At 61.0% G+C, this 26,295-nt stretch carries 23 protein-coding genes and 1 pseudogene; 18 read left to right on the top strand and 6 right to left on the bottom strand.

The features are described from left to right. The first annotated feature begins 140 nt into the window (after window positions 1-140). The 6 genes from PYR71_RS09395 (at window position 141) to aptA (ending at window position 5,866) form a co-directional block, all read left to right on the top strand. Window positions 141-1,097 (top strand): choline ABC transporter substrate-binding protein, encoded by a 957-nt coding sequence (locus PYR71_RS09395; RefSeq protein WP_275619136.1) that lies wholly within the window; start codon window positions 141-143, stop codon window positions 1,095-1,097. Between the two features lie 71 nt (window positions 1,098-1,168). Then, window positions 1,169-2,014, top strand: coding sequence for a choline ABC transporter permease subunit (gene choW, locus PYR71_RS09390; protein ID WP_275619135.1), 846 nt, complete (start codon window positions 1,169-1,171; stop codon window positions 2,012-2,014). Further along, the gene (choV, locus tag PYR71_RS09385; RefSeq protein WP_183912345.1) at window positions 2,011-3,063 is read left to right on the top strand and encodes a choline ABC transporter ATP-binding protein; all 1,053 of its coding nucleotides are present in this window, start codon (window positions 2,011-2,013) and stop codon (window positions 3,061-3,063) included. Before choW ends, choV begins: the two co-directional genes overlap by 4 nt. A gap of 31 nt (window positions 3,064-3,094) precedes the next feature. Further along, window positions 3,095-3,844 carry a HugZ family pyridoxamine 5'-phosphate oxidase gene (locus PYR71_RS09380; RefSeq protein ID WP_183912343.1) on the top strand — a complete coding sequence of 250 codons (750 nt, stop codon included), beginning with the start codon at window positions 3,095-3,097 and terminating at the stop codon, window positions 3,842-3,844. A 109-nt stretch (window positions 3,845-3,953) separates the two neighbouring features. Then, window positions 3,954-4,271, top strand: coding sequence for an ArsR/SmtB family transcription factor (locus PYR71_RS09375; protein WP_183912342.1), 318 nt, complete (start codon window positions 3,954-3,956; stop codon window positions 4,269-4,271). A gap of 269 nt (window positions 4,272-4,540) precedes the next feature. After that, window positions 4,541-5,866 carry an omega-aminotransferase AptA gene (aptA, locus tag PYR71_RS09370; RefSeq protein ID WP_275619134.1) on the top strand — a complete coding sequence of 442 codons (1,326 nt, stop codon included), beginning with the start codon at window positions 4,541-4,543 and terminating at the stop codon, window positions 5,864-5,866. Between the two features lie 76 nt (window positions 5,867-5,942). On the opposite strand, the gene PYR71_RS09365 is transcribed toward aptA, so the two are convergent. Further along, a complete protein-coding gene (locus PYR71_RS09365; RefSeq protein ID WP_275619592.1) occupies window positions 5,943-6,857 on the bottom strand; it encodes an HD-GYP domain-containing protein in 915 nt (304 codons plus the stop codon). Window positions 6,858-7,315: 458 nt separating this feature from the next. Between PYR71_RS09365 and PYR71_RS09360 the strand changes: the two genes are divergently transcribed. After that, window positions 7,316-8,419, top strand: coding sequence for a branched-chain amino acid ABC transporter substrate-binding protein (locus PYR71_RS09360; protein ID WP_275619133.1), 1,104 nt, complete (start codon window positions 7,316-7,318; stop codon window positions 8,417-8,419). A gap of 117 nt (window positions 8,420-8,536) precedes the next feature. Then, on the top strand, window positions 8,537-10,234 hold the full coding sequence (gene ade, locus PYR71_RS09355) for an adenine deaminase (protein WP_275619132.1): 1,698 nt from the start codon (window positions 8,537-8,539) through the stop codon (window positions 10,232-10,234). Between the two features lie 12 nt (window positions 10,235-10,246). On the opposite strand, the gene bglA is transcribed toward ade, so the two are convergent. Then, window positions 10,247-11,977, bottom strand: coding sequence for a beta-galactosidase BglA (bglA, locus tag PYR71_RS09350; protein ID WP_275619131.1), 1,731 nt, complete (start codon window positions 11,975-11,977; stop codon window positions 10,247-10,249). Between the two features lie 286 nt (window positions 11,978-12,263). Between bglA and PYR71_RS09345 the strand changes: the two genes are divergently transcribed. The 7 genes from PYR71_RS09345 (at window position 12,264) to PYR71_RS09315 (ending at window position 19,339) form a co-directional block, all read left to right on the top strand. Next, window positions 12,264-13,844 carry a peptide ABC transporter substrate-binding protein gene (locus PYR71_RS09345; RefSeq protein WP_183912332.1) on the top strand — a complete coding sequence of 527 codons (1,581 nt, stop codon included), beginning with the start codon at window positions 12,264-12,266 and terminating at the stop codon, window positions 13,842-13,844. A 48-nt stretch (window positions 13,845-13,892) separates the two neighbouring features. Further along, a complete protein-coding gene (locus PYR71_RS09340; RefSeq protein ID WP_275619130.1) occupies window positions 13,893-14,816 on the top strand; it encodes an ABC transporter permease subunit in 924 nt (307 codons plus the stop codon). Further along, the gene (locus tag PYR71_RS09335; RefSeq protein WP_064840112.1) at window positions 14,813-15,730 is read left to right on the top strand and encodes an ABC transporter permease; all 918 of its coding nucleotides are present in this window, start codon (window positions 14,813-14,815) and stop codon (window positions 15,728-15,730) included. Before PYR71_RS09340 ends, PYR71_RS09335 begins: the two co-directional genes overlap by 4 nt. 1 nt (window position 15,731) lies before the next feature. Continuing rightward, window positions 15,732-16,733: an ABC transporter ATP-binding protein gene (locus tag PYR71_RS09330; protein ID WP_183912326.1), complete on the top strand. Its 1,002-nt coding sequence runs from the start codon at window positions 15,732-15,734 to the stop codon at window positions 16,731-16,733. Then, window positions 16,726-17,712, top strand: coding sequence for an ABC transporter ATP-binding protein (locus PYR71_RS09325; protein ID WP_183912324.1), 987 nt, complete (start codon window positions 16,726-16,728; stop codon window positions 17,710-17,712). Before PYR71_RS09330 ends, PYR71_RS09325 begins: the two co-directional genes overlap by 8 nt. Window positions 17,713-17,889: 177 nt before the next feature. Continuing rightward, window positions 17,890-18,231: a hypothetical protein gene (locus PYR71_RS09320; protein ID WP_183912322.1), complete on the top strand. Its 342-nt coding sequence runs from the start codon at window positions 17,890-17,892 to the stop codon at window positions 18,229-18,231. Window positions 18,232-18,415: 184 nt separating this feature from the next. Then, window positions 18,416-19,339 carry a sugar kinase gene (locus PYR71_RS09315; protein ID WP_183912319.1) on the top strand — a complete coding sequence of 308 codons (924 nt, stop codon included), beginning with the start codon at window positions 18,416-18,418 and terminating at the stop codon, window positions 19,337-19,339. Between the two features lie 85 nt (window positions 19,340-19,424). Here PYR71_RS09315 and gstI read toward each other — a convergent pair whose 3' ends face one another. Continuing rightward, complete coding sequence (gene gstI / locus PYR71_RS09310; RefSeq protein ID WP_183912317.1) at window positions 19,425-19,616, bottom strand: glutamine synthetase translation inhibitor GstI; 192 nt, start codon at window positions 19,614-19,616, stop codon at window positions 19,425-19,427. 407 nt (window positions 19,617-20,023) lie between these two features. Between gstI and PYR71_RS09305 the strand changes: the two genes are divergently transcribed. Together PYR71_RS09305 and PYR71_RS09300 are read left to right on the top strand one after the other, a co-directional pair. Next, on the top strand, window positions 20,024-21,064 hold the full coding sequence (locus PYR71_RS09305) for a glutamine synthetase beta-grasp domain-containing protein (protein WP_038690487.1): 1,041 nt from the start codon (window positions 20,024-20,026) through the stop codon (window positions 21,062-21,064). 228 nt (window positions 21,065-21,292) lie between these two features. After that, window positions 21,293-22,474 (top strand): glycosyltransferase family 4 protein, encoded by a 1,182-nt coding sequence (locus PYR71_RS09300; RefSeq protein ID WP_275619129.1) that lies wholly within the window; start codon window positions 21,293-21,295, stop codon window positions 22,472-22,474. 6 nt (window positions 22,475-22,480) lie between these two features. Here the strand turns inward: PYR71_RS09300 and PYR71_RS09295 are convergent, their stop codons facing one another. After that, window positions 22,481-23,494 carry an alpha/beta hydrolase gene (locus tag PYR71_RS09295; RefSeq protein ID WP_275619128.1) on the bottom strand — a complete coding sequence of 338 codons (1,014 nt, stop codon included), beginning with the start codon at window positions 23,492-23,494 and terminating at the stop codon, window positions 22,481-22,483. A 160-nt stretch (window positions 23,495-23,654) separates the two neighbouring features. Here PYR71_RS09295 and PYR71_RS09290 point away from each other — a divergent pair. Then, a pseudogene (locus PYR71_RS09290) lies at window positions 23,655-24,055 on the top strand (MarR family winged helix-turn-helix transcriptional regulator); the annotation flags it as partial. Window positions 24,056-24,151: 96 nt separating this feature from the next. Here the strand turns inward: PYR71_RS09290 and der are convergent. Together der and PYR71_RS09280 are read right to left on the bottom strand one after the other, a co-directional pair. Beyond that, window positions 24,152-25,573 (bottom strand): ribosome biogenesis GTPase Der, encoded by a 1,422-nt coding sequence (der, locus tag PYR71_RS09285; RefSeq protein ID WP_183912311.1) that lies wholly within the window; start codon window positions 25,571-25,573, stop codon window positions 24,152-24,154. Window positions 25,574-25,589: 16 nt separating this feature from the next. Beyond that, window positions 25,590-26,273: a tetratricopeptide repeat protein gene (locus PYR71_RS09280; RefSeq protein ID WP_183912309.1), complete on the bottom strand. Its 684-nt coding sequence runs from the start codon at window positions 26,271-26,273 to the stop codon at window positions 25,590-25,592. Window positions 26,274-26,295: the final 22 nt, after the last annotated feature.

Raw genomic sequence — 26,295 nt, 5'->3', positions numbered from 1 at the left:
AAAGCCGCCAAAACGAGACACTGCGAAAAAATCGCCGACGTCGCAATCGCACCCGTCGATACGACGCAAACACACTGAGGTCGCTTGTCAAACTGGGCTATTGGTGATTGGCTTGGGGACCTGAAGACTGGGAGTCTAAAATGAAAACAACAAGCACATTCAAACTCGTTACTGCAACTGCCGTCGCCGCCCTTTCCGTTGCGACCGCCGCCTTCGCCGCCGATCCCGACAGCTGCTCCACCGTTCGTTTCTCCGACGTAGGCTGGACTGACATCACCGCCACGACGGCGACCGCCTCCGTCGTCCTGAAAAGCATCGGCTACCAGACCGATATCAAGGTTCTCTCGGTGCCGGTCACCTATACCTCGCTGAAGAACAAGGACATCGACATCTTCCTCGGCAACTGGATGCCGACGCAGGAAAAGGACGTCCGCCCCTATATCGATGACAAATCGGTCGAATCCTTCGGCCCCAACCTCGTCGGCGCCAAGTACACGCTTGCCACCAACGCCAAGGGTGCCGAGCTCGGCATCAAGGACTTCAAGGATATCGCCGCTCACAAGGACGATCTCGACGGCAAGATTTATGGCATCGAGCCCGGCAATGACGGCAACCGTCTCGTCATGGATCTGATCGAAAAGAACACCTTCGGCATGAAGGATATGGAAGTCGTCGAATCCTCCGAACAGGGCATGCTCGCCCAGGTCGCCCGTGCCGACAAGTCAGGCAAGCCCGTTGTCTTCCTCGGCTGGGAACCCCATCCGATGAACACCAACTTCAAGCTGACCTACCTCACAGGGGGCGACGACGTCTTCGGCCCCGACTTCGGCGGCGCCAAGGTCTACACCAATGTCCGCGCCGGCTACCTCGGTGAATGCCCGAATGTCGGCGCGATGCTGAAGAACCTGACGTTCTCCCTCGACATGGAGAACCAGATCATGGGCAAGATCCTGGACGACGGCAAGGAACCGGAAGCTGCGGCTACCGAATGGCTGAAGGCCAACCCTTCCGCGCTAGAGCCCTGGCTCGCCGGCGTCAAGACCCGTGACGGCAAAGGCGACGCGCTCGCGGCCGCCAAGACCGGCCTCGGTCTCTGATGATATGAATGGGGCGGCTCGCCGCCCCGTTTCATTTTTGTCCGATTGTTAATTTTTGGATAGGCGCGCCCTTGAACTGGATCACTGAATTTAAGATTCCGATCGGCCCCTGGGCCAAATCCTTCGTCGATTGGCTGACCTCGAACGGCGAGTGGTTCTTCAACCAGCTTTCCTTCCTGCTGTCGAGCGCCATAGACGGCCTGCTCTTCGTGCTGCAGAAGCCCCATCCGCTGATCGTCATCGCAGCTGTTACCGCGCTTGCCTTCTGGCTTCGCCGCTCGATCGCCGTCGCCCTCTTCACCTGTCTTGGCCTGCTGCTCATCGTGAACCAGGATTATTGGAAGGAGACGACGGAGACGCTCGCCCTCGTACTCGCGGCCACCTTCGTGTGCATGGTAATCGGCATTCCGCTCGGCATTGCGGCCGCCCGCCGCGCCTGGGTCTATGCCGCCATGCGCCCGGTGCTCGACCTCATGCAGACGATCCCGACATTCGTCTACCTGATCCCGGCCCTTATCCTCTTCGGCCTCGGCATGGTGCCGGGCCTGATCGCGACTGTCATCTTCGCGATCCCCGCCCCCATCCGGCTGACACGCCTCGGCATCATCTCGACGCCGCCTTCCCTCGTCGAAGCCGCCGTCGCCTTCGGCGCGCGGCCGATCCAGGTGCTGCGCAAAGTCGAGCTTCCGTTCGCCGCGCCGCAGATCATGGCGGGTCTCACCCAGACCATCATGCTGTCGCTGTCCATGGTCGTCATCGCCGCTCTCGTCGGCGCTCCAGGTCTCGGCGTGCCGGTCGTGCGCGCGCTGAATACTGTCAACATCGCCAAGGGCTTCGAAGCCGGTTTCTGCATCGTCATCCTGGCGATCGTTCTCGACCGCATATTCCGCGCAGGCGACGAAGGAGACGGCACATGACAGCGATAGACTTCAAGAATGTCAGCATCATCTTCGGCGACCGGCCGGAAGCCGCCCTTGCCATGGCCGACCAGGGCAAAACGCGCGACGAGATCGGCGCCGCGACCGGCCTGGTGCTGGGCGTCGCCAATGCCTCGCTGACGATCGAGGAAGGCGAGATCCTCGTGCTGATGGGCCTTTCCGGTTCGGGCAAGTCGACGCTGCTGCGCGCCGTCAACGGGCTCGCTCCAGTGGTGCGCGGCGACGTCGCGGTGTCCACAACCACGGGCCTCGTCAATCCTTACAAATGCAATGCCAAGGCGCTGCGCGAACTGCGCACCCACACCGTCTCCATGGTGTTCCAGCAGTTCGCCCTCCTGCCGTGGCGCACCGTCGCCGAAAATGTCGGCTTCGGCCTCGAACTCGCCGGCATGCCGGAGGCGGAACGCAAGGCCCGCGTCGGCGAGCAGCTCGAACTCGTCAACCTGACGAAATGGGCAAACCGCAAGGTCAACGAACTGTCAGGCGGCATGCAGCAGCGTGTCGGCCTTGCCCGTGCCTTTGCCACCGGCGCCCCGATCCTGCTCATGGACGAGCCGTTCTCTGCGCTCGACCCGCTGATCCGCACCCGTCTGCAGGACGAACTCCTGGAGTTCCAGCGGCGGCTGAAGAAGACCATTCTCTTCGTCAGCCACGATCTCGACGAGGCCTTCCGCATTGGCAACCGCATCGCCATCATGGAGGGCGGCCGGATCATCCAGTGCGGAACGCCACACGACATCGTCAAGAACCCCGCGGACCAGTATGTCGCCGATTTCGTGCAGAACCTCAATCCGATCAACATGCTGACCGCCGCCGACGTCATGCAGCCCGGCCTCGGCCAGACGGCCGCCGGCATGAGCGTCAGCGCCACGGCCCGCGCCGCGACCCCGCTCGTCGATGTCCTCGACGTACTCGCCCGCCAGCCGGGCAGCATCGGCATCGTGGAAAACGGCACGGTCATCGGCACCATCACGGCCCAGGATATCGTCGCCGGCCTTACACGCCATCGCCGCAAGGAGGACGCTTGATGTTTTCAAGCCGCTTTGCCACAAAGCGGTTATGAAAGATCAACCCTCCCCCTTACGCGAAACCGACGACGAGGCCCGCAAACTCGCCCGCGTGCTGCTGCGCTCCGCCCGGTACGCGGCGATCGCCGTTCTCGACCCCGAGACCGGTTTTCCTTTCGCCAGCCGGGTCCTTCTCGCCACCGATATCGACGGCACGCCCGTCATCCTCGTTTCGAGGCTTTCGGCTCACACCAAGGCGCTGGCAAGGGACCCACGCGCCTCGTTGCTCACCGGCGAGCCGGGCAAGGGCGATCCCCTCGTCTATGGCCGGCTGACGACCCAATGCGTGGCGGAGCCGGTCGAGCATGGTCATCGCTTCCACGAGCGCATTCGCACGCGTTTTCTCGATCGCCATCCCAAGGCAAAACTTTATATCGATTTTCCCGACTTCCTCTTCTTCCGTCTCAAACCGGAGCAGGCGAGCCTCAACGGCGGCTTCGGCCGCGCCTACCATCTCGACGGAAGTGACCTCGTGATCCAATCGCCGGCAATCGAGGCGATCGCCGCCAAAGCGGCCGAAACAGTGCGAGATTTAGTAGAGCGCCATCCCGATGTGGCGGACATCCTTGCAGTGCGCTTAAACGCACCGGAATCGGGCTCTTGGCGCATCTGCGGGGTAGATCCGGCGGGCTTCGACATTATTTCCGGGGACTTTTTGGTGCGACACGAGTTCGAAACTCTCGCTGTGGATTGCGATCACATTTGTTCAAACATATCTAAAATAGCATACTCGATACCTTAAATTTAGGTATATACAATCTTCAAGCCTAGTTGCTAATTTCGGCCGCCCGCTCCGGCAGACGGCCTGTATCACACAGATGATGTACGTTTCGCATTAGGAAGATAACAATATGGAAACCCCTGATTTGGCTGACCACACGAATGTGGCGGCGGCACTATTGTCAGCTATGGCCAACCCCAAAAGATTGCTGATCCTGTGCAGCCTGGTGAAAGGTGAAGTCGCCGTCGGCGTCCTTGCTGCACAAGTAGGCCTCAGTCAGTCGGCTCTCTCACAGCACCTTTCGAAACTGCGTGCGCAAAAACTGGTCAAGACCCGTCGCGACGCCCAAACCATCTACTACTCAAGCACATCCGAGCCGGTCATGAAGATTCTGGCGACGCTCGAAGACATCTACCTCGTTCCGAACAGAAGCAGATCTGCGGCCTGATGATAGCGCTGACATGACCGTCAGCCGTGCCGGTGCCGCCCGGGAATCCTCCCGAAGCCTCGGCAACGGTATTTCAGCACGTGAACCTTAACGGCACGACCGGCAAATCTGGCGATTTGCCGGTCGTGCCTTTTGGCGAGTTTTTCTGAGCGGAAGCATGTCGGGACTTTTCTCGTTGACGCCTTGAGATGCCCTGATAATTTGACCGGGCAGTAAAAATTCGGGCGACAAGCCCTCGGAAACGGGCCGTCGACGGCCAGGAGAACAGCATGTCCAACCGCCTCAATGCACCGAACGATCTTCGCGCCTTCTGGATGCCGTTTACGGCAAATCGCCAGTTCAAGAAGGAGCCGCGGTTGTTCGTCGGCGCCAAGGACATGTATTACACCACCCATGACGGCCGTCAGGTATTGGACGGCACGGCCGGCCTCTGGTGCGTCAACGCCGGCCACTGCCGTCCGAAGATCACCGAGGCAATCCGCGAGCAGGCGGGCGAACTCGATTACGCCCCGGCCTTCCAGCTCGGCCACCCCAAGGCCTTCGAACTGGCGAACCGTCTGGTCGACATCGCTCCGGAAGGCATGAACCACGTCCTCTACACCAATTCCGGCTCCGAATCCGTCGAGACCGCGCTCAAGGTGGCGCTTGCCTATCACCGCGTGAAGGGCAACGGTTCGCGCTTCCGTCTGATCGGCCGCGAGCGCGGCTATCACGGCGTCAATTTCGGCGGCATCTCCGTCGGCGGCATCGTTGCCAACCGCAAGATGTTCGGCACGCTGCTCACCGGTGTTGATCACATGCCGCACACCCACCAGCCCGGCAAGAACAGCTTCACCCGCGGCGAGCCCGAGCATGGCGGCGACATCGCCAGCGAACTCGAGCGCATCGTCACGCTACATGACGCCTCTACCATTGCCGCCGTCATCGTCGAGCCGGTCGCCGGTTCTACCGGCGTCCTCATCCCGCCGAAGGGTTATCTGCAGAAGCTGCGTGAAATCTGCACCAAGCACGGCATCCTGCTGATCTTCGACGAAGTCATCACCGGTTTCGGCCGCCTCGGCGCCCCCTTTGCCGCGCAATATTACGACGTCAAGCCCGACATGATCACCACCGCCAAGGGACTGACTAACGGCGTCATTCCGATGGGCGCCGTCTTCGTCACCTCCGAGATCCATGATGCTTTCATGAACGGTCCGGAGCACATGATCGAATTCTTCCACGGCTATACCTATTCCGGCAACCCGATCGCCTCCGCCGCAGCGCTTGCCACGCTCGACACCTACAAGGAAGAGGGTCTGCTGACCCGTGCTGCCGAACTTTCCGACTATTGGGCCGACGCGCTGCATTCGCTCAAGGACTGCCCCAACGTCATCGATATCAGAAACACCGGCCTGATCGGCGCAATTGAACTCGACCCGATCGCCGGCGAGCCCACCAAGCGCGCCTTTACGGCCTTCCTGAAGGCCTATGAGAGCGGACTTCTGATCCGCACGACCGGCGACATCATCGCGCTCTCCCCGCCGCTGATCATCGAAAAGCACCATATCGACGAACTTTTCGGCAAGCTCAGGACCATCCTTCAGAACAACATCTGAAGAGGCGATCGAAGATCCTCAAGACCCGCGATGGACAATGCTCTCGCGGGTCTTTTCGTCTGAAGATACAAGAAACTCAGCTCACAGAAGCGACCGAAAGGCAGAGGGCAAATTTTTTCAGGAGCTGGCGATCGAAATGCCCTTCAGCGCCGAGCATCCATTTCAGTGCCTCGCTGGCGCTCCATGGCGCCTTATACGGCCGAACCGAAGTGATGGCGTCGTAAACATCGCAGATCGTCGCAATCCGCGAGTGAAGGCTCACCTCGCTGCCGGACAAGCTGCGCGGATAGCCTTTGCCGTCGATGCGCTCGTGATGATTGCGGCAAACGTCGAGAACGATCTCCGACATGCCCTCCTGCCGCGACAGGATCGCATGCCCCTTCTCCGGATGGCCACGGAGCAAGCTGATCTCATCCCTTTCCAGGGGCCCTGCCTTGTTGAGGACCTCAAGCGGAATTTCAAGCTTGCCGACGTCGTGCAGCAAACCCGCAGTGCCGAGCATCTGAATCGTATGCTCATCGAGTGCGAGATGACGACTGAAAAGAATCATCAGCGCGCTCACCGAAACGGAATGCAGGAAGGTCACTTCGTCTTTTGATTTCAGGCGTGTGACGCTGAGGAAAACCGAAGGGTTTTCATCCATCGACTTGGAGACGGAAGAAATGACCGGCGTCAGGTGATCGACACTGATTCCGTCGCCGTTGCGCAACCGCCCGAAAGCATCCGCCAGCAACCGCACGGATTTCTGGACGGTCTCGCGCGCCGCCTGAATGGCGACCTCAATGTCACGACCCGGCAGGCCGTTGATGTCGAGCCCCTTGCTAGTATTGATGACGACGCTGGCGGTGCCGCATTTACGAATTTTTGCCGCATCGACCTCGTGCCGCAGGGAAAATCTGCGCTTCGACAAAAGCGGGTCCTGCCACAGGCCCTCGACAGCCTCCACAAACATTCCGATCCGCACCTGACCGGCATCGATACGCTTGAGCATCCAGATCTCTGTCCCGATGTGTTTATGTAATTCTTTATGTAGTCTCTTTTTCAATGCTGCGGTGTTTGGGTATCGTGGGATCCTACTGTCATTGGCCAAACTAACGGTTAATGGGAAAGATAAAGACAACCGGGCGGAAGTATTTTCGTCCGGCGGAGGCCCGCCCATGCGACCTCGCCTCTGAAAGATCCCTGAAAGCGTAGAAGATGGTCCGATCAAGCACATTTTCGGGTCGGATCGACCGGATTTTCCGTCCATTTTGTTATGAACTTGCGCAATCTCATCAAAATTCCTAGAAATCTCGCCATGAGCTTCCTCGAGTCAAACATGGCCGGCGGGCTCGCTGACCGCGCCGTTACCGATCGTCCTTGGCACGGCCCCGAAGGGCTGTTGAATGATCGGGAAGGCCGGCGCGGCACCTCATCGCGGGTCGAAGACCCCATCCAAGGAGATAGACAATGACCCTCAAGACATTGACGGCGACCCTCGTCGCGTCACTCGCTTTTGCACCGCTTGCCCATGCCGATATCACCATCGGCCTGATCGCGCCGCTGACCGGTCCGGTCGCCGCCTATGGCGATCAGGTGAAGAACGGTGCTCAGACCGCCGTCGACGAGATCAACAAGAAGAGCGGAATTCTCGGCGAGAAGGTCGTCCTCGAGCTGGCCGACGATGCCGGCGAACCGAAGCAGGGCGTTTCCGCCGCCAACAAGGTCGTCGGCGACGGCATCCGCTTCGTCGTCGGCCCGGTGACGTCGGGTGTCGCGATCCCCGTTTCGGACGTGCTGGCTGAAAACGGCGTGCTGATGGTCACCCCGACGGCGACCGCCCCCGACCTGACCAAGCGGGGCCTCACCAACGTGCTGCGCACTTGCGGTCGCGACGACCAGCAGGCGGAAGTCGCCGCTAAATACGTGCTGCAGAACTTCAAGGACAAGCGCATCGCCATCGTCAACGACAAAGGCGCCTATGGCAAAGGCCTCGCCGATGCCTTCAAGGCGACGCTGAACGCCGGCGGCGTTACCGAAGTCGTCAATGACGCGATCACGCCCGGCGACAAGGATTTCAGCGCGCTCACCACCCGCATCAAGTCTGAGAAGGTCGATATCCTCTATTTCGGCGGCTACCACCCGGAAGGCGGCTTGCTAGCCCGCCAGTTGCATGACCTTTCCGCCAACGCGACGATCATCGGCGGCGATGGCCTCTCCAACACCGAATTCTGGGCCATCGGCACAGATGCGGCGGGCGGCACGCTGTTCACTAACGCCTCCGACGCCACCAAGAACCCCGACTCCAAGACTGCCGTCGATGCGCTTGCCGCCAAGAACATTCCGGCCGAAGCCTTCACGCTGAACGCCTATGCCGCCGTCGAAGTTCTGAAGGCCGGCATCGAGAAGGCCGGCAGCGCCGAGGATGCTGAAGCCGTCGCGGCCGCGCTGAAAGACGGCAAGGAGATCCCGACGGCCATCGGCAAGGTCACTTACGGCGAAACCGGCGACCTGACTTCGCAGAGTTTCTCGCTCTACAAGTGGGAAGGCGGCAAGATCGTCGCGGCCGAATGAGCCGCGATATGAGAGACTACGATCGGGCGCCATTCGGCGCCCGATCGCGTTTGCAGGCATCGCATGTCGACGCAGATCGGTTATAACTTCGGAATCGGTTGCAATGTGAGCGGTGCCATGACCAGCAGACTCGAACGTCTTATCGACCAGGGTGTGGGCCGTGTGCCCGCCGATATCGTGCTGAAGGGCGGCTGCTTCTTCGATCTCGTCACCGGCGAAGTCGTCCGCTCCGATATCGCCATCGGCGCCGACCGCATCGTCGGCACATCAGGCACTTATGCGGGCGAAACCGAGATCGACATATCGGGCCGAACAGTCGTTCCCGGCTTCATCGACACGCATCTGCACATCGAATCCTCGCTCGTCACGCCGCATGAATTCGACCGCTGCGTCCTGCCCTATGGTGTCACCACCGCGATCTGCGATCCGCACGAGATTGCCAATGTGCTCGGAACCACCGGCATTGAATTCTTTCTCGACTCCGCGCTGGAGACGATCATGGACATCCGCGTCCAGCTGTCTTCCTGCGTGCCGGCGACCCATCTCGAAACCGCAGGCGCCGATCTGCCGATCGAGCGTCTCCTGCCCTTCCGCGACCATCCGAAGGTCATCGGTCTCGCCGAATTCATGAATTTCCCCGGCGTGATCCACAAGGATCCCGTCTGCATGGCCAAGCTCGACGCCTTCCAGGGCGGCCATATCGATGGTCATGCGCCGCTTCTTTCCGGCAACGGCCTCAACGGTTATCTCGCAACCGGCATCCGCACCGAGCATGAATGCACCACGGCCGGGGAAGCACTGGAAAAGATCCGCAAAGGCATGCATATCCTCGTGCGCGAGGGTTCCGTGTCGAAGGATCTCGCCGCACTGATCCCCATCATTACCGAGCGGCTTTCACCATATCTCGCGCTTTGCACCGACGACCGCAATCCGCTCGACATCGCCGAACAGGGTCATCTCGATCACATGATCCGCACAGCAATCGCCAACGGCGTCGAGCCCTTGGCGATCTACCGCGCCGCCTCGATTTCGGCCGCCCGCGCTTTCGGTCTCAGCGATCGCGGTCTCGTGGCGCCCGGCTGGCGCGCTGATCTCGTGGTTCTCGACAGTCTGGAAGGCTGCCGCGCCGACATGGTCTTCTCAGCCGGCCGCCGCGTCACCGATGCGCTCTTTTCCACGCGCAAACCGGTCGCTCCGATCGGCCTCGACAGCGTCAAGGCCCGGCCGGTCAACGCCGCCCATTTCGGTGTGCCGGTCGCTGAAGGCGAAACGCCGGTTATCGGCGTCATGCCGGGCAAGATCATCACCGAGCATCGCCGCTACCGGCTGCCCGTCAAAGGCAACGAGACGGCCGTTGATCTTGCCAACGACATCATCAAGGTCGCCGTCATCGAACGCCACGGCAAGAACGGCAACCACGCCAACGGCTTCGTCCAGGGCTTCGGCCTGAAGAAGGGCGCAATCGCCTCCACCGTCGGTCATGACAGCCACAATATCTGCGTCGTCGGCGTCAGCGAGGATGACATGGCGCGTGCCGCAAACCGCCTCGGCGAGATCCAGGGCGGCTTTGTCGTCGTGGAGGATGGCAAGGTCACCGGCGAAATCGCCCTGCCCATTGCCGGCTTGATGAGCCTTGAGCCTTACGAAAAGGTTCGCGATACGTTGCATGATTTGCGCAAGGCCGCCTTCGCGCTCGGCGCAACGCTGGAAGAACCCTTCCTCCAGCTCGCCTTCCTGCCGCTTCCCGTCATTCCGCACCTGAAGATATCCGACCGCGGTATGGTCGACGTGGACAAATTCGCGCTGATCGGGTGAGCAGCGCCAGGACTATGGGTGCCTACCGCCAGGCTTCCGGTATTCGCCCTCAACAGGTTTCGCATAGGACACCTTGTCGAGCAATTTCGCGAGGCCACTGACCCGCGCACAAAACCCATCCAGGGCTGCAAGTTTCACCGTACCCGCATCGTTCACGGCCTCGTAGCCCGGCATGGCCAACGGCTCCCCGAGCACGATACCGTCAGGCAGGCGGAAATCGGCCGGTTTGCGCGTCAGGTTGAAAACGAACAGCAGTTTTTCCCCGCCCTTTTCGCGGGTGAAGGCGAGCAGGTCCTGGTTGGTGCCGACAAAGGTCATTTCGCCGTCGATCAGCGCCGGGTGGCTCTTCCGGAAGGCGAGCGTCCTGCGGTAGTGGTGCAGCACCGAGTAGTAGCTCTCCTCCTGCGTATCCACGGAAAGCGCAGCCTGCTCATAAGGCACCGGCAGCCAGCTCTTTTCCGCCGAGGTGAAGCCCGCATGCGCCTTGCCCGCCTCCCAGGGCATCGGCGTGCGGCATCCGTCGCGGCCCTTGAACGCCGGCCAGAAACGGATGCCGTAGGGGTCCCGCAGATCCTCGAAAGCAAGCTCCGCCTCCGGCAGGCCCAGCTCCTCACCCTGGTAGAGGCAGATCGAACCGCGCAGCGCCGCAAGCACTGAGATCGCGAGCTTGGCGATGACAGGCCGCTCTTCTTCCGTGCGTGCGAAACGGCTGACATGGCGCATGACGTCGTGATTGGAGAAGGCCCAGCAGACCCAGCCATCGGTCACCACCTTCTGGAAGTCCTCGACGCAACCGCGAATATGCTCTGCGGTGAACTCCGGTCCGAGCAGGTCGAAGGTGTAGCACATGTGCAGCTTGTCGCCGCCGCTCGTATAGGCGCCGACCGTCTTTAGCGAACGCGCCCCATCGCCGACCTCGCCGACAGTCGTGCGATCCTCGTACTGGTCGAGCAGTGCCCGGAAGCGCTTGAGGAAATCGACATTTTCCGGCTGCGTCTTGTCGTAGAAATGGCTCTGCATGCCGTACGGATTGCTGTCGGGCGCATCAAGGCCGGCGTCATCCTCGTCGGGCTCATGCGGCGGATTGCTTCTCAGCTGCTTGTCGCAGAAATAATAGTTCACCGTATCCAGCCGGAAGCCGTCGACGCCGCGGTCGAGCCAGAACTTCACCGTCTCCAGCACCGCATCCTGCACTTCTTCGCAATGGAAATTGAGGTCCGGCTGCGAGGTCAGGAAATTGTGCTGGTAATATTGCCGGCGCACGCCGTCCCATTCCCAGCCCGGACCGCCGAAGATCGACAGCCAGTTGTTCGGCGCCGTCCCGTCCGGCTTCGGATCGGCCCAGACATACCAGTCCGCCCTGGGATTGGTCCGGCTCGCCCGGCTCTCGACGAACCAGGGATGCCGGTCCGATGTGTGCGAGATCACCTGGTCGATGACCACCCTGATGCCGAGCCTGTGCGCCTCGGCCATCATCTCGTCGAAATCGGCGAGCGTGCCGAAGATCGGGTCGACATCGCAATAGTCGGAGACGTCATAGCCCATGTCGGCCATCGGCGACTTGAAGAAGGGCGACAGCCAGATCGCATCGACACCGAGGCTGGCAATATACGGCAGCCGGCGGGTGATCCCCTTGAGGTCGCCGAGGCCATCGCTGTTGGTGTCTTGAAACGAGCGCGGGTAGACCTGATAGATTACCGCGCCGCGCCACCAATCCGCATTCCCGCCTGCCTGCAATGCCATCGGCTAGCTCTCCTGTTTCGTTTGCGACCGCCACACTAAAGCGGACGGGGCAAAAGACAACCGGGTGAAGCCTGGAGCAGCGGTCCAAAACGGTCCGCGACAGTTCGTCGCGATCCGGCAAGAGGAGGGCGTATATAAGCTTGTCCACAACCGGAATCCGGCCTCCGGATTTGGGGTTGCAACGCAAAGCCTTTGCGATAAGGTGCGCACTGACCTGCACGTAAGAGGTCAAATGTCGGGAACAGATGTCTAATAAAGGCGCAAAGCCTAGAAAGGTGGACCCACGATGAACCAGTTCACGAAAAAATTTCTCGCCTCCGCAATGCTTGGCACATTGCTGGCGTTTTCTGCGCATGCTGCCACGCTCAACATTCACAATGGTGGCGATCCGCAGTCGCTCGATCCGCAGAAGCTTTCCGGCGATTGGGAGAATCGTATTGCCGGCGACATTTTCGAAGGCCTCGTCACCGAGGACGCCAAGGACAATCCGATTCCCGGCCAGGCCGAAAGCTGGACGATTTCGCCCGACGGCAAGGTCTACACCTTCAAGCTTCGCGACGGCATCAAGTGGTCCGATGGCCAGCCGGTAACGGCAGGAGACTTCGTCTTCGCCTTCCAGCGCCTCGTCGACCCAAAGAACGCCGCCGATTATGCCTATCTGCAGTTCACCATCAAGAACGCCGAAAAGATCAACAAGGGTGAGATCACCGACCTCAACCAGCTTGGCGTCAAGGCGATCGACGACAAGACGCTCGAAATCACACTGGAAAATCCGACCCCCTATTTCATCAACGCTCTGATGCACTACACGGCCTATCCGCTGCCAAAGCACGTGGTCGAAGCCAAGGGTCAGGACTGGGTCAAGATCGGCAACATCGTCACCAACGGCCCCTATAAGCCGACCGAATGGGTTCCGGGCTCGCATGTCACCACCGTTAAGAACGACCAGTGGTACGGCACCAAGGACCTGAAGATCGACGGCGCCAAGTTCTTCGTGCTCGAAGATCAGGAAGCCGCGCTGAAACGTTACCGCGCCGGCGAATTCGATATCCTCACCGACTTCCCGACCGATCAGTACGAATGGATGAAGAAGAACCTGCCGGGCCAGGCGCACGTCGCCCCCTTCTCCGGCCTCTATTATTATGTCGTCAACTCGCAGAAGCCGCCCTTCAGCGACAAGCGCGTCCGCCAGGCACTGTCGATGGCGATCAACCGTGAAGTGATCGGCCCGCAGATCCTCGGCACCGGCGAACTGCCGGCCTATTCCTGGGTTCCGCCGGGCACCGCCAATTACGGCGAGCCCGCCTATGTCAGCTGGAAGGACCTGCCCTATAAGGACAAGGTCGCCGAAGCCAAGAAGCTGCTCGCTGAGGCCGGCTTCGGTCCGGACAAGCCGCTCCATGCCGTCCTCAGCTACAACACCAACGACAACCACAAGCGCATCGCGGTGGCAATCGCCTCCATGTGGAAGCCGCTCGGCGTCGATGTCGAGCTCGTCAATGCCGAAACCAAGGTGCATTACGACCAGATGCAGCGTGGTCAGGTCGAAATCGGCCGTGCCGGCTGGCTTGCCGACTATAACGACCCGGACAACTTCCTGAATCTCCTGGTCACGGGCGTGCAGATGAACTACGGCCGCTGGTCCAATCCTGATTACGATAAGATGATCAAGGACGGCAATGCGGAGACGGATCTGAAGAAGCGCGCCGAGATCTTCAAGAAGGCCGAGCAGCTGGCGCTTGATGAATCCGCCGCCCTGCCGATCTACTACTACGTCTCGAAGAACGTCGTTTCGCCGAAGGTCGAAGGCTTCGTCGACAATATTCAGGACATCCACCGCACGCGCTGGCTGTCGATGAAAGAGTAAGGGAAAACGGCTCTTCCCGCCTCTCGCGGGAAGGGCCGGCCCACGACCATGATCAAATACGCCCTCCGTCGCCTGCTATCGACGATCCCGGTTCTGTGGATCGGCGTCACAGCCTGCTTTTTCGTTTTGCGCCTTGCCCCCGGCGGTCCCTTCGATGGCGAAAGGCCATTGCCGCCGGTGATCCTGAAAAACCTTGCGGTTCACTACAACCTCGATAAGCCGCTGATCCAGCAGTACCTGATCTACGTCGGCGACCTGCTCCGCGGCGATCTCGGCCCCTCCTTCGCCAGCGAGGACTTCACCGTCGCCCAGCAGATCATGATCGGTCTGCCTTATACCTTCACCATCGGCACGGCTGCCTTTCTGATCGCCATCATCGTCGGCGTGGCCGTCGGCTGTCTTGGCGCGCTCTACCAGAACAAGTCGCCGGATTACATTCTCGGCGCGCTGATTCTGGTCGGCGTCGTGCTGCCGAACTTCCTCATCGCGCCGATCCTGCAGCTGATCTTCGGCATTCACCTCGCCTGGTTTCCGGTCGGTGGCTGGGGTGACGGCTCGATCAAATATCTGATCCTGCCGATCGTCGTTCTGGCCCTGCCGCATGCGGGCCGCATCTCGCGCATCACCCGCGGCTCGATGATCGAGGTGATGAACCAGAACTTCATCCGAACCGCCAAGGCCAAGGGCATTGGCCCACGGCTGACCGTCATGCGCCATGCGCTAAAACCGGCCATGATGCCCGTCGTCTCCTATTTGGGTCCGGCTGCAAGCTACCTTCTCACCGGCTCGCTTGTTGTCGAAAGCATCTTCGGATTGCCCGGCATCGGCCGCTATTTCGTCAACGCAGCCCTCAATCGCGACTACGGCATGGTTCTCGGCACGGTCATCTTCTACATGGTGCTGATCGTGTTTCTGAATCTTCTCGTCGATATCGCCTATGCCTGGCTCGATCCGAAAGTGAGAAACCGATGATCCTCAACCCCGCAAAACGCGAGCTGCTCGCTGAGGAGCTTTTGCAGGCGGAGGGCTTGGCGCCCGAAGGCCGTTCGCTCACCAGGGATGCACTGCGCCGGCTCGGACGCAACAAGGCGGCCGTGCTGTCGATCGCCGTCCTGGCGCTCTTGATCCTCGCCGCTTTCCTCGGCCCCTGGTTCATTCCATTCAACTATGAGGATCCGGACTGGGCGGCCTTCCGCATTCCGCCGTCGATCGAGACCGGCCACTATTTCGGCACCGACCCGAACGGCCGCGACCTTCTTGCCCGCGTCCTCTACGGCACCCGGGTCTCGCTTGCGGTCGCACTGACGGCAACCGTCGTGTCGGTGGTCATCGGCGTGCTTTACGGCGCGATCTCGGGCTATATCGGCGGCAGGCTGGATGCGATCATGATGCGCTTCGTCGATATCATGTATGCGCTCCCGTACATCCTTTTCGTCATTCTCTTGATGGTGATCTTCGGCCGCAACGTCTATCTGCTCTTTGCCGCGATCGGCGCGCTCGAATGGCTGACCATGGCCCGCATCGTGCGCGGCCAGACCCTGTCGATAAAGCATCGCGAATTCATCGAGGCGGCGCGCGCCTCCGGGCAGCGGCCGTTCAAGATCATCGTCAAGCACATCATTCCGAACCTCGTCGGCCCTGTGGTCATTTTCGCGGCGCTGACCGTGCCCGAAATCATCGCCACCGAAAGCTTCCTATCCTATCTCGGCTTCGGCGTGCAGGAACCACTGACCTCGCTCGGGACGCTGATCGCCGAGGGAACCGACGCAATGGAAAGCATGCCCTGGCTGCTGATCTTCCCCGCCAGCTTCCTCGTGGCCCTGCTGCTCAGTCTGCTCTTCATCGGCGACGGTCTGCGCGACGCGTTCGACCCGAAGGATCGATAGAATGCTCCAGGAAAAAGACATCCTGCTCGAACTCAACGACTACTCAATCACCTTCGCGACGCCTGACGGCGAGGTGAAGGCAGTCTCGAATATGAACCTCACCGTCCGGCGCGGCGAGCGCGTCGCGATCGTCGGCGAGTCCGGCTCCGGCAAAAGTCAGACCTTCCTCGGCATCATGGGTCTGCTGGCCAAGAACGGCGCCACGACGGGCCAGGCGCTGCTCGAAGGCAAGGACGTGCTGTCGCTGAAACCGCGCGAGCTCGATCAGATCCGCGGCAAGGACATGGCGATGGTCTTCCAGGACCCGATGACCGCGCTCAATCCGTCGCTGAAGATTTCGAGGCAGCTGACCGAACAGCTCGAGGTTCATCGCGGCCTGACGGCCCGCGCGGCATCGGACGCTGCCCTCGATATGCTGAAACGCGTCGGCATTCCGGATCCGACCCGGCGGTTCCACCTCTATCCGCACGAACTCTCCGGCGGCATGCGCCAGCGCATCGTCATTGCCATGGCGCTGCTGACCAAGCCGAAGCTTCTGATCGCCGACGAACCGACGACGGCACTCGACGTCACCATTCAGGCGCAGATCCTCGATCTTTTCAACGATCTGACGGCAGAGATGAACACGGCGCTGGTGATGATCACCCACGATCTCGGGGTGGTCGCAGGCCTCGCCGACCGCGTCGCCGTCATGTATGCCGGCCGCATCGTCGAGGAAGCGCCAGTCGACGAACTCTTCGACAACCCGGCCCATCCCTATACGGCGGCACTGCATGCCTCCATCCCGCGGCCGGACCAGGATGTCGACGACCTCGTCGTCATTCCCGGCCGACCGCCGAACCTGCAGCACCTGCCGAAGGGCTGCAATTTCTCGCCGCGCTGTTCGCAGGTCCAGAATGATTGCATCGACCGTCCGCCGCCGCTCGAGACGCTGGCGCCGCGCCATTGCGCCGCTTGTTACCACCCGTTCCCGCGCCGTGAGGAGTTGCTGAACCATGGCTGAGCGATCGCTGCTGAGGGTCGAAAACCTGACGACCCAATTCGAACTGCCGGCGAAAGGCCTCTTCAAGCCACCGGTCTTCCTGACTGCGGTCAACAATGTCAGCTTCGATCTCGCCGAAGGCCGTACCCTCGGCATCGTCGGCGAATCCGGCTGCGGTAAATCCACGCTCGGCCGCTCGATCCTGCGGCTCTTGAAATCGCAAAAGGGCCGCGTCCTCTGGCAGGGACGCAATCTTCTTGACCTCACGGAGGAAGAAATGCGTGCCGCGCGCCGCGACATGCAGATCATCTTCCAGGATCCGATCGCCTCGCTCGACCCGCGCATGACGGTTGGAGACATCATCGCCGAGCCGCTGACCGTCTTCGAAACGAAGCTTTCGAAGGCCGAGCGTACCCAGCGCGTGCGCGAAATCATGAGCGCCGTCGGTCTGGTGCCTGAGATGATCAACCGGTATCCGCACGAATTCTCTGGCGGCCAGGCGCAACGCATCGGGATAGCGCGGGCGATCGTCACCAAACCGAAGCTCATCGTCTGCGACGAGCCGGTTTCGGCTCTCGACGTTTCGATCCAAGGTCAGGTCATTACGCTCCTGCGCAGGCTGCGAAAGGAATTCGGCCTGACGCTGATTTTCATCAGCCACGACCTCTCCGTCGTGCGCCTGATCTCCGACGATGTGCTGGTGCTCTATCTCGGCCGCGTAGTGGAATCAGGCGACTGCGCCACCGTCTTCGATCATCCCGCCCATCCCTATACCCAGGCGCTCTTTTCCGCGGCGCCGATCCCGGATCCGAAGCTTGCGCGCCTGCGCACCCGCATCCGCCTGCAGGGGGATCCGCCCTCGCCGCTCAACCCGCCGAAAGGCTGCGTCTTCTCTCCGCGCTGCTGGAAGGCGACCGACATCTGCCGCACCGAAATGCCGCCGACCGAGGAAGTCCGGCCCGGCCAGAGGGCCGCCTGCTATCATATGGACAGGCCGTGAATGGATGAGGGCCGCATGAAGCGGCCTTCGCTTTTTCGAAGCGCTTGTCACGTCTCATTTGCGGCGAAACGGACAAAACACAGTTACTTCCGAATCTATAGTCTCCGCTAAGAAAGATTTAGATGCGCATATGCTATGCCTTTCTCCGCCTAATCATGGGCTTGGGGAACCGCAAATATGAAATCGAAACTGCCCGGATTGATCGTGCTTGCCGCCGCGATTATTGCCACCTCCGCCGTATCGTCACAGGCCGAAGATCTGAAATTCCAGCTCACCAACGGGACCAAGTCCGTCCTGACGCGCTTCTACAGCTCGCCGACGGGCGTCAACAGCTGGGAAGAAGACGTGTTCGGCGAGGATGTCCTCAATCCGGGCGAGACCGTGAACATCACCATCGCCGACGGCCGCACCGTCTGCAAATATGACATGCGCTTCGAGTTCGACGAAGACTCGGACCTCGACACCACCGAAGACACGCAGGATCTTTGCGCGCTCGGCAGCTACACCATCCACGAATAAACACCTTTCGCGATCGCCGCCTTCGCTTGACCGCCAAGGCGGCTTTCGGTTCCTTGTCACAATGGCGCTCGCAATATCGACGCTTGTCACTCCGCGCGGCTCCGCGTATCAGCGGATGGAGCATTAATTCAAAGCGATAGAGCGGCCTGTTGCATCAGCGGCGCTCCAATGCCGGGAGGACAAGGTGAACGGAAGACGGTTTCTGTCGATCGGTGAATGTATGGTGGAGCTCTCGCAGGCCGGCGACGGCCTGCTGCGCAAGGGCTTTGCCGGCGATACCTTCAATACCGCCTGGTATGCCCGCGCCTGCCTTGGCCCCGATTGGTCGGTCGATTATTTCACCGCGCTCGGTGACGACGCCATGTCGGACGAGATGGCTGCTTTTATCGCCGGAGCGGGTATCGGCACGAACCTCATCCGCCGCATCAAGGGCAAGACGCCCGGCCTCTACATGATCAACCTGAAGAACGGCGAACGCTCCTTCAGCTATTGGCGTGACAGTTCGGCCGCCCGCAGCTTGGCGGCCGATCCGGATCATCTGCGCGAGGCGGTGGAAAGCGCTGAAGTCATTTATTTCTCCGGCATCACCCTTGCCATCCTGCCGCAGGAGGATGCCGCAACGCTGCTCTCCGAAATCCGCCGCGCCAAGGCCGTCGGCAAGCTCGTGGTTTTCGACCCCAACATCCGTCCACGCCTCTGGTCAAGCTACGACGTGATGCATACGACGATCAGTGAAGGCGCTCGCTCCTCCGTGCTCGTCATGCCGAGCTTTGACGATGAGGCCGCTCATTTCGGCGACGATTCCATCGAGGCGACCATTCATCGCTACCGCGCGCTAGGCGCCCTCGACGTTGTGGTCAAGAATGGCGCAGACGGTGTCAACTTGAATTTCGGCGGCGAGGAGAGCTTCGTTCCGGCCGAAAAGGTCGAGAAGGTCGTCGACACCACCAGCGCCGGCGATAGTTTCAACGGCGCCTTCCTCGCACGCTATCTGGAAACCCAGGACGCGCCGGCCGCCGCCCGCTTTGCCGCGAAGGTGGCAGCCCGCGTCGTCAGTGAACATGGCGCCTTGGTCGCAAAGGAAAAGCTCGGATTGAGGGGGCGTTAAGCCCGCGCATGACGACGAACATACGAACGCCATGCGCGGGCGCTCCCCGCGCCGTGTCGGCGTTACCTGCCGTGGGAATCAAGAATCAGGACTTCGTCGGCCGATCGGACTCGCGAACCGCCTCGTCATGATACCAGCAGCTGTCGAGCGCCGCGTCGCAGACATCGGCTGCCTCGCGCTCCATCAGCCGGGCGCGTTCGAACCGGCTGGGGCTCCGCGCCGGCTTGACGGGAAACTGGTAGATCGTTGCGGATTCACGATGGAAACCGGTGGGCATAAGATCGCCTCCATTCCGTTCGGCGCATCAACATTCGACGTCACGACCTTAGCACGATGCATATAGTTTATGCAAATTGCATAAAATATATGCACGCATATATTGTGATTGATCAATATGCTGTCTCCGCGCCCAGCGTCCGCCTATTTGTTCAACACTTCATCACCTCAGGCTAACGCCGAAATTTTCATCCGGTTCCAAAGCCGAAAATTCGTTTTCCCGCGGAAAGTGGGCATTTCCAACACAGCGAAATGCGTGTCGGCCGGCTGATGTGCGATTTTTCTGGTACCGGCGGCCGAACTGGCACGCTACGTGCTTTTAAAGGTGCATCCCCTGGCGGTTGGATGCGCTTGCGCGCCGAGATCGTCTCCGGATTTGCTCACCTTCGTAGCATTGAGAGAGTCACGATGACAAAATATAAGCTCGAGTATATTTGGCTCGATGGGTACACTCCGGTACCGAACCTGCGTGGCAAGACGCAGATCAAGGAATTTGACGCATTCCCGACGCTGGAACAGCTTCCGCTCTGGGGCTTCGACGGTTCGTCGACCATGCAGGCCGAAGGCCGCAGCTCAGATTGCGTGCTGAAGCCCGTCGCAATCTATCCCGACCCCGCCCGCACCAACGGCGTTCTCGTCATGTGCGAAGTCATGATGCCCGATGGCGTCACGCCGCACCCGAGCAACGCCCGCGCCACCATCCTTGACGATGAAGATGCTTGGTTCGGCTTCGAGCAGGAATATTTCTTCTACCAGAACGGCCGTCCGCTCGGTTTCCCCGAGCAGGGCTATCCGGCGCCGCAGGGCCCCTACTACACCGGCGTCGGCTATTCGAACGTCGGCGATGTCGCCCGCGAAATCGTCGAAGAACATCTCGACCTCTGCCTGGCTGCCGGCATCAACCACGAAGGCATCAACGCCGAAGTGGCCAAGGGCCAGTGGGAATTCCAGATTTTCGGCAAGGGCTCCAAGAAGGCCGCTGACCAGATCTGGATGGCGCGTTACCTGCTGCAGCGCCTGACCGAAAAATACGGCATCGACATCGAGTATCATTGCAAGCCGCTCGGCGACACCGACTGGAATGGTTCGGGAATGCATTGCAACTTCTCGACCAAGTACATGCGCGAAGTTGGCGGCAAGGCCTATTTCGAGGCGCTGATGGCCCAGTTCGAAAAGAACCTGATGGATCACATCAACGTCTACGGCCCGGACAATGACAAGCGCCTGACCGGCAAGCACGAAACCGCGCCGTGGAACAAATTCTCCTACGGCGTTGCAGACCGTGGCGCCTCGATCCGCGTGCCGCACTCCTTCATCAAGAACGACTACAAGGGTTATCTGGAAGATCGCCGCCCGAACTCGCAGGGCTGCCCCTACCAGATCGCTTCCCAGGTACTGAAGACGATCTCGGAAGTTCCGCTCTCCGGTTCGGCTTCCGCTGCCGCCTAACAACCTCCCAAGCGGCGCCGGCCTCCCCGCCGGCGCCGTTCCTCCTTTTGCCTACCCCTTCATTGTCGGCATACGGCTCGTACGGCCCTAACCTCCTGTAATCGCTCATACAGGTTTGTAATATTTCCATCATGCACTTCCGCCAAAATAAGAGAGCGGGAATCGCCAATCCGGAACCCCGCCAGGGTCGCGGGTCGCCATACTAAGCGACGCTGATGGAAACGAGATATGCTGCAACGTCCGGCAAACACTTATAGCGGCGAGAGCTGGGCCAATGCCGCAGCCGCCGGAAATCTGCCGGAACGGCTGGTGATCGTCACCGACGCCTGGCACCCGCAGGTCAACGGCGTCGTGCGCTCGATCGAGAACACCAATCGCGAATTGGCGAAGATGGGCGTTGAGGTTTCGATGGTGACGCCGGAGCGCTTCAACAGCATCCCCTGCCCGACCTACCCGGAGATCCGCCTGTCGATCGCCAGTTACCGCCGCGTCGCGCGCGAGATCGAAAAGCATAATCCCACCTATGTGCACATCGCCACCGAAGGTCCGCTGGGGCTGACCGCCCGCCGCTGGTGCCTGCGCAAGGGCATGCCCTTCTCCACCAGCTATCACACCCGCTTTCCCGAATATGTTTCCGCCCGCCTGCCGATCCCGCAGAGCTGGCTCTATGCTTTCATACGCTGGTTCCACAATGGCGGCGCCGGCTGCATGGTCGCGACGCCGAGCCTGGCCCGCGAGCTGTCAGCCCGCGGCATCAAGAATTTGATGCCCTGGACCCGCGGTATCGACGCCACGCAATTTCATCCCATGCCGCTCGAACAGCAGCCATTCGGCCTACCGCGCCCGATCTTCATGACCGTCGGTCGCGTCGCGTTGGAAAAGAACCTGCCGGCCTTCCTCGATCTCGACTTGCCTGGCTCGAAGGTGGTGGTCGGCGATGGCCCGGCACGCGCCGAACTGGAGCAGCGTTATCAGGACGTGCATTTTACCGGCGTGAAATTCGGCGAGGATCTGGCGGAGGCCTATGCTCAGGCCGACGTCTTCGTCTTTCCGTCGCTCACCGACACCTTTGGCAACACCATCCTCGAAGCGCTGGCATCGGGCGTGCCGGTTGCGGCCTATCCAGTCACTGGGCCGCTCGATATTATCGGCGAGGATAGTCAGGTCGGGGCGCTGAATGCGGACCTGCGCACCGCCTGCCTTGCCGCCCTTTCCGCTTCGCGCGAGAAGGCGCGCACGCTGGCCACGCAATATTCCTGGGAAGCGGCGACGACGCAGTTCATCAACAATATCCGCGCCGCCAATGGCGTGATCACGCCGAAATGGAAGAAGGCCTGGCAATTTGCCAAGTCGCTTCCGAGAAGCAGAAAGCCCGGCGAAACCACCGGGCCCTTGCCGTCCGTGGACTGATCCGGCTCACTTCTGAAGCGCGCTGCGAAGTGTGTCGTTCGCGACCTTGATCGCGCTGCGGACCGCGGGCGTTTCGGCAATCGCATTTAGCAGCACGAAATCGTGGATCGTACCGTTGTAGCGGATCGAGGTGACCTTGACGCCGGCCTGGCTGAGCTTGCGGCCATAGGCTTCGCCTTCGTCGCGCAGCACATCGTTTTCATCGGTGATGATAAGGGCCGGTGGCAGGCCGTTGAGCTGTTCGAGCGATGCCTGCAGCGGTGAAGCCGTCGGCTCCTTGCGCTTGGCCCCGTCAGGCAGATAGGCGTTCCAGAACCACTTCATCGCTTCCTTGGTCAGCCAGGGGCCATTGGCGAACTCATTATAGGAACCATTGTCGAAATTGGCGTCGGTGACCGGGTAGAACAGCACCTGCTGGTCGATGGTGGGACCGCCGCGCTCCTTGGCAAGCAGCGTCACCACCGCCACCATGTTGCCGCCGACGCTGTCACCTGCGACCGCGAGCCTGCCGGCGTCGATGTTGAATTCCTTGGCATGCTCGGCGACATATTTGGTCGCGGCATAGGCCTGCTCGATGGCCACGGGGTAACGGGCCTCCGGCGAGCGTTCGTAGTCGACGAAGACGACGGCGGCATCGGCGCCATTGGCGATTTCCCGCACCAGTCGGTCATGTGTATCCGCATCGCCGAGCACCCAGCCGCCGCCGTGGAAGTAGAGAACGACCGGCAGCGCGCCCTTGGCATGTTCCGGGCGGACGATGCGCAGCTTGATGCTGCCGGTCGGGCCTGTTTTGATGACCTTATCCTCTTCCTTTGCGGCGAGCTTTTTGACCTCGCCCTTCTGCGCGCCGGACAGAACGTTACGGGCATCGGCCGGCGATAGCGTGTAGATCGGTTTGCCGCCGGCAAGACCGTCGATGAACGTCTGCGTTGTCGGCTCGAGCACCGGGTCGGCAAGCGCGCCGACTGCGGAAGCTGCCAGGAGTGCTGCTGCGGAAACTGCGGTCTTGATGGTCGACATTGTCTGGTCCTCTCGGTTTTTCGATGTTAGTTCTGAACATAGATTTTATATCGCGCACGATTATTTATCGCGCAATTTTAATTTCGACATACCTGCCATGCATAAAGATCGCTTGCGATTATTTATCGCACGATTAACATCAGCCGGTTTGGAGATCCCCATGCTCGAGCCGCTGAAGCTCGACCTTTTCGTCTGCTTAGCCGTCTATAAAGCGGGCCACGCGCTGAACCGCGTCTACAAGCCGCTTCTTGACACGCTCGGCCGCTTGGGAACAAAAAGGGCCAAACGGTCGGCGGCCTCGGCGAAAAGCTCTTCCTGGAATCAAGCACGCTGACGCCGCTGCTGAAACGCCTCGAAAGCGCCGGCTATATCAGCCGCGAGCGCAGCAACGCGGACGAACGCGTCGTCGTCATCCGCTTGAGCGAAGCAGGCATTCGCCTGAAGGAAAAGGCGATCGGCATTCCCGGCTGAATCGCGGAAGCCAGCTGCCGCGATGCGGCGGATCTCACTCGGCTGCAGGCTGAGGCCGTGGCGTTGCGCGAGGCGCTGAATAAGAGCGTGGTTTCAGTTCCCGGCGATCAAATAGATGCCGTTCGAGGAGGCCTCCCTCTGCCCGGCAGGGCAGAGGGGAGTGTCCCAAACACCAGCGCCAAAAACCTACGTCCGCTTCTTCTTCGATTCGTACGGATTATCAGGGGAACGGAAATGGATGCGGATCGGCACGCTCGGCATGTCGAAATCGGCACGCAACCCGTTGATCAAGTAGCGCGTATAAGATTCCGGCAGCGCGTCGGAACGGGTGCAGGAAATCATGAAGGCCGGCGGGCGGGCCTTGACCTGGGTCATGTATTTCAGCTTGATGCGCCGACCGGACACGGCCGGTGGCGGATGCTGGATCTGCTGCGTTTCCAGCCATCGGTTGAGCCGCGCCGTCGAGATGCGCTTGTTCCAGACCCTGTCGGTGTCGATGATCGATTGCATCAGCTTGTCCAGCCCCCAGCCGGTCTGGCCGGAGATCGGCACGGCGCGAATGCCGCGCGCCTGCGGCAGCAGACGGTCGGTCTTTTCGCGCAGGTCGGCAAGCACTGCCTGCCGGTCCTCGATCATGTCCCATTTGTTGAAGGCGAGGACGGCGGCGCGCCCCTCGCGCAGCACGAGATCGACGATCTGCAGGTCCTGCTTCTCGAAGGGGATCGTCGCGTCGAAGACGATAACGACCGTCTCGGCGAAGCGGATGGCGCGCAGAGCATCGGCGACCGAAAGTTTCTCCAGCTTCTCGGTTACCCGCGCCTTGCGGCGCATTCCTGCGGTGTCGAACATCTTGATGGTGCGGCCGCGCCAATCCCATTCGACCGAGATGGAGTCCCGGGTGATACCGGCCTCCGGCCCGGTCAACAGCCGGTCCTCGCCGAGGAAACGGTTGATCAGCGTCGACTTGCCCGCATTCGGCCGACCGACGATCGCCACCCTGAGCGGCCTGGTGTCGTCATAGATCGGCTCTTCATCCTCTCCGTCGGCCTCGTTTTCGCCCGGCGGAATGTCGACATCGGTAACCGCGACATCGTCCTTGGCATAGGCACGGTCCTTGCCGATCGCCTCGACGATCGCGTCGCGCAGGTCGAGCATGCCCTGCCCGTGCTCGGCCGAAATCGGCGTCGGCTCGCCAAGCCCCAGCGTATAGGCGTCGTAGAAGCCGCTGTCGGAGCCGCGCGCTTCGGATTTATTGGCGACGAGCACCACCGGCTTGCCGCGTCGGCGCAGCATTTCGGCAAGAGCGGTATCAACAGGTGTCAGCCCGTTCTTGGCATCGACGACGAAAAGCGAAAGATCGGCCTCGTCGATCGCCGCTTCCGTCTGGGCGCGCATCCGGCCCTGCAGACTTTCCTCGTCGGCTTCTTCCAGACCTGCCGTGTCGATAATCGTAAAGGTCAGGCCCATCAGCCGCGCATCACCCGGCCGGCGGTCGCGCGTCACGCCGGGCGTATCGTCGACGAGCGCAAGCTTCTTGCCCACCAGGCGGTTGAAAAGCGTCGACTTGCCGACATTCGGACGACCGACGATGGCGACCGTGAAACTCATTCTTTTTCCTTAAAACTCAGCCCTGCGCGGCGGGCGCCTTGCCGGATGCGGTAATGAGATCAAGCATCATCTGGGCGCGATTGGCAACAGGACGCGGGCTTTCGGCGTCATCGATAATCGACTGGAACCACTGCCGCGCCTGCGCCATATTGCCGGCCTTGTAGGCGGCCAGGCCGAGTGCCTCGCGCGCCGAATGGCGGAAGGCGTTGCCCGGCACGGCCATTTCCTCGATCGCGGCCGAAACTTGCTCATAGGAGCCGTTTTCAATCAGCAGCCAGCCGGCTCGCATTTTGGCGGCATCGCGCACGGCAGCCGGAACGCCGTTGTCTTTGCCGATCTCGTTGAAGGCGGCGATTGCAGCGCCGGCGTCACCCTTCTGCGCCTGAACGGTGGCAGCTCGCATGCGCGCCAGCACCGGATAGGCGCCATGGCCCTCCTTCTCCAGCTTGTCGAGCGCGGCCAGCGCTTCGTCGTTCTTGTTCTCGTCGGCGAGTTTCATTGCTGCCAGGAACTGGTCGCCGGCGCTGGAGGAGCGCGTATCGTCCCAATATTCGTAGAGAACCTTGCCGGCGGTGCCGACGACAATCAGGATGGCGACGACGATGATATAGCGTCCGAACCGGCGCCATACGCCTTTCATCTGGTCGGATCGCAATTCCTCATTGACTTCACGGATGAAGCTGTCGTCGTTGAATGCCATTCTCGTCTCCGGCCGCGGCAAT

Origin of the sequence: Rhizobium mulingense, from assembly GCF_029194105.1 — a bacterium.
Lineage (GTDB): Bacteria > Pseudomonadota > Alphaproteobacteria > Rhizobiales > Rhizobiaceae > Rhizobium > Rhizobium mulingense.
Note: the sequence above shows the minus strand (reverse complement) of the source record. Positions and strands in the feature narration are given on the sequence as shown.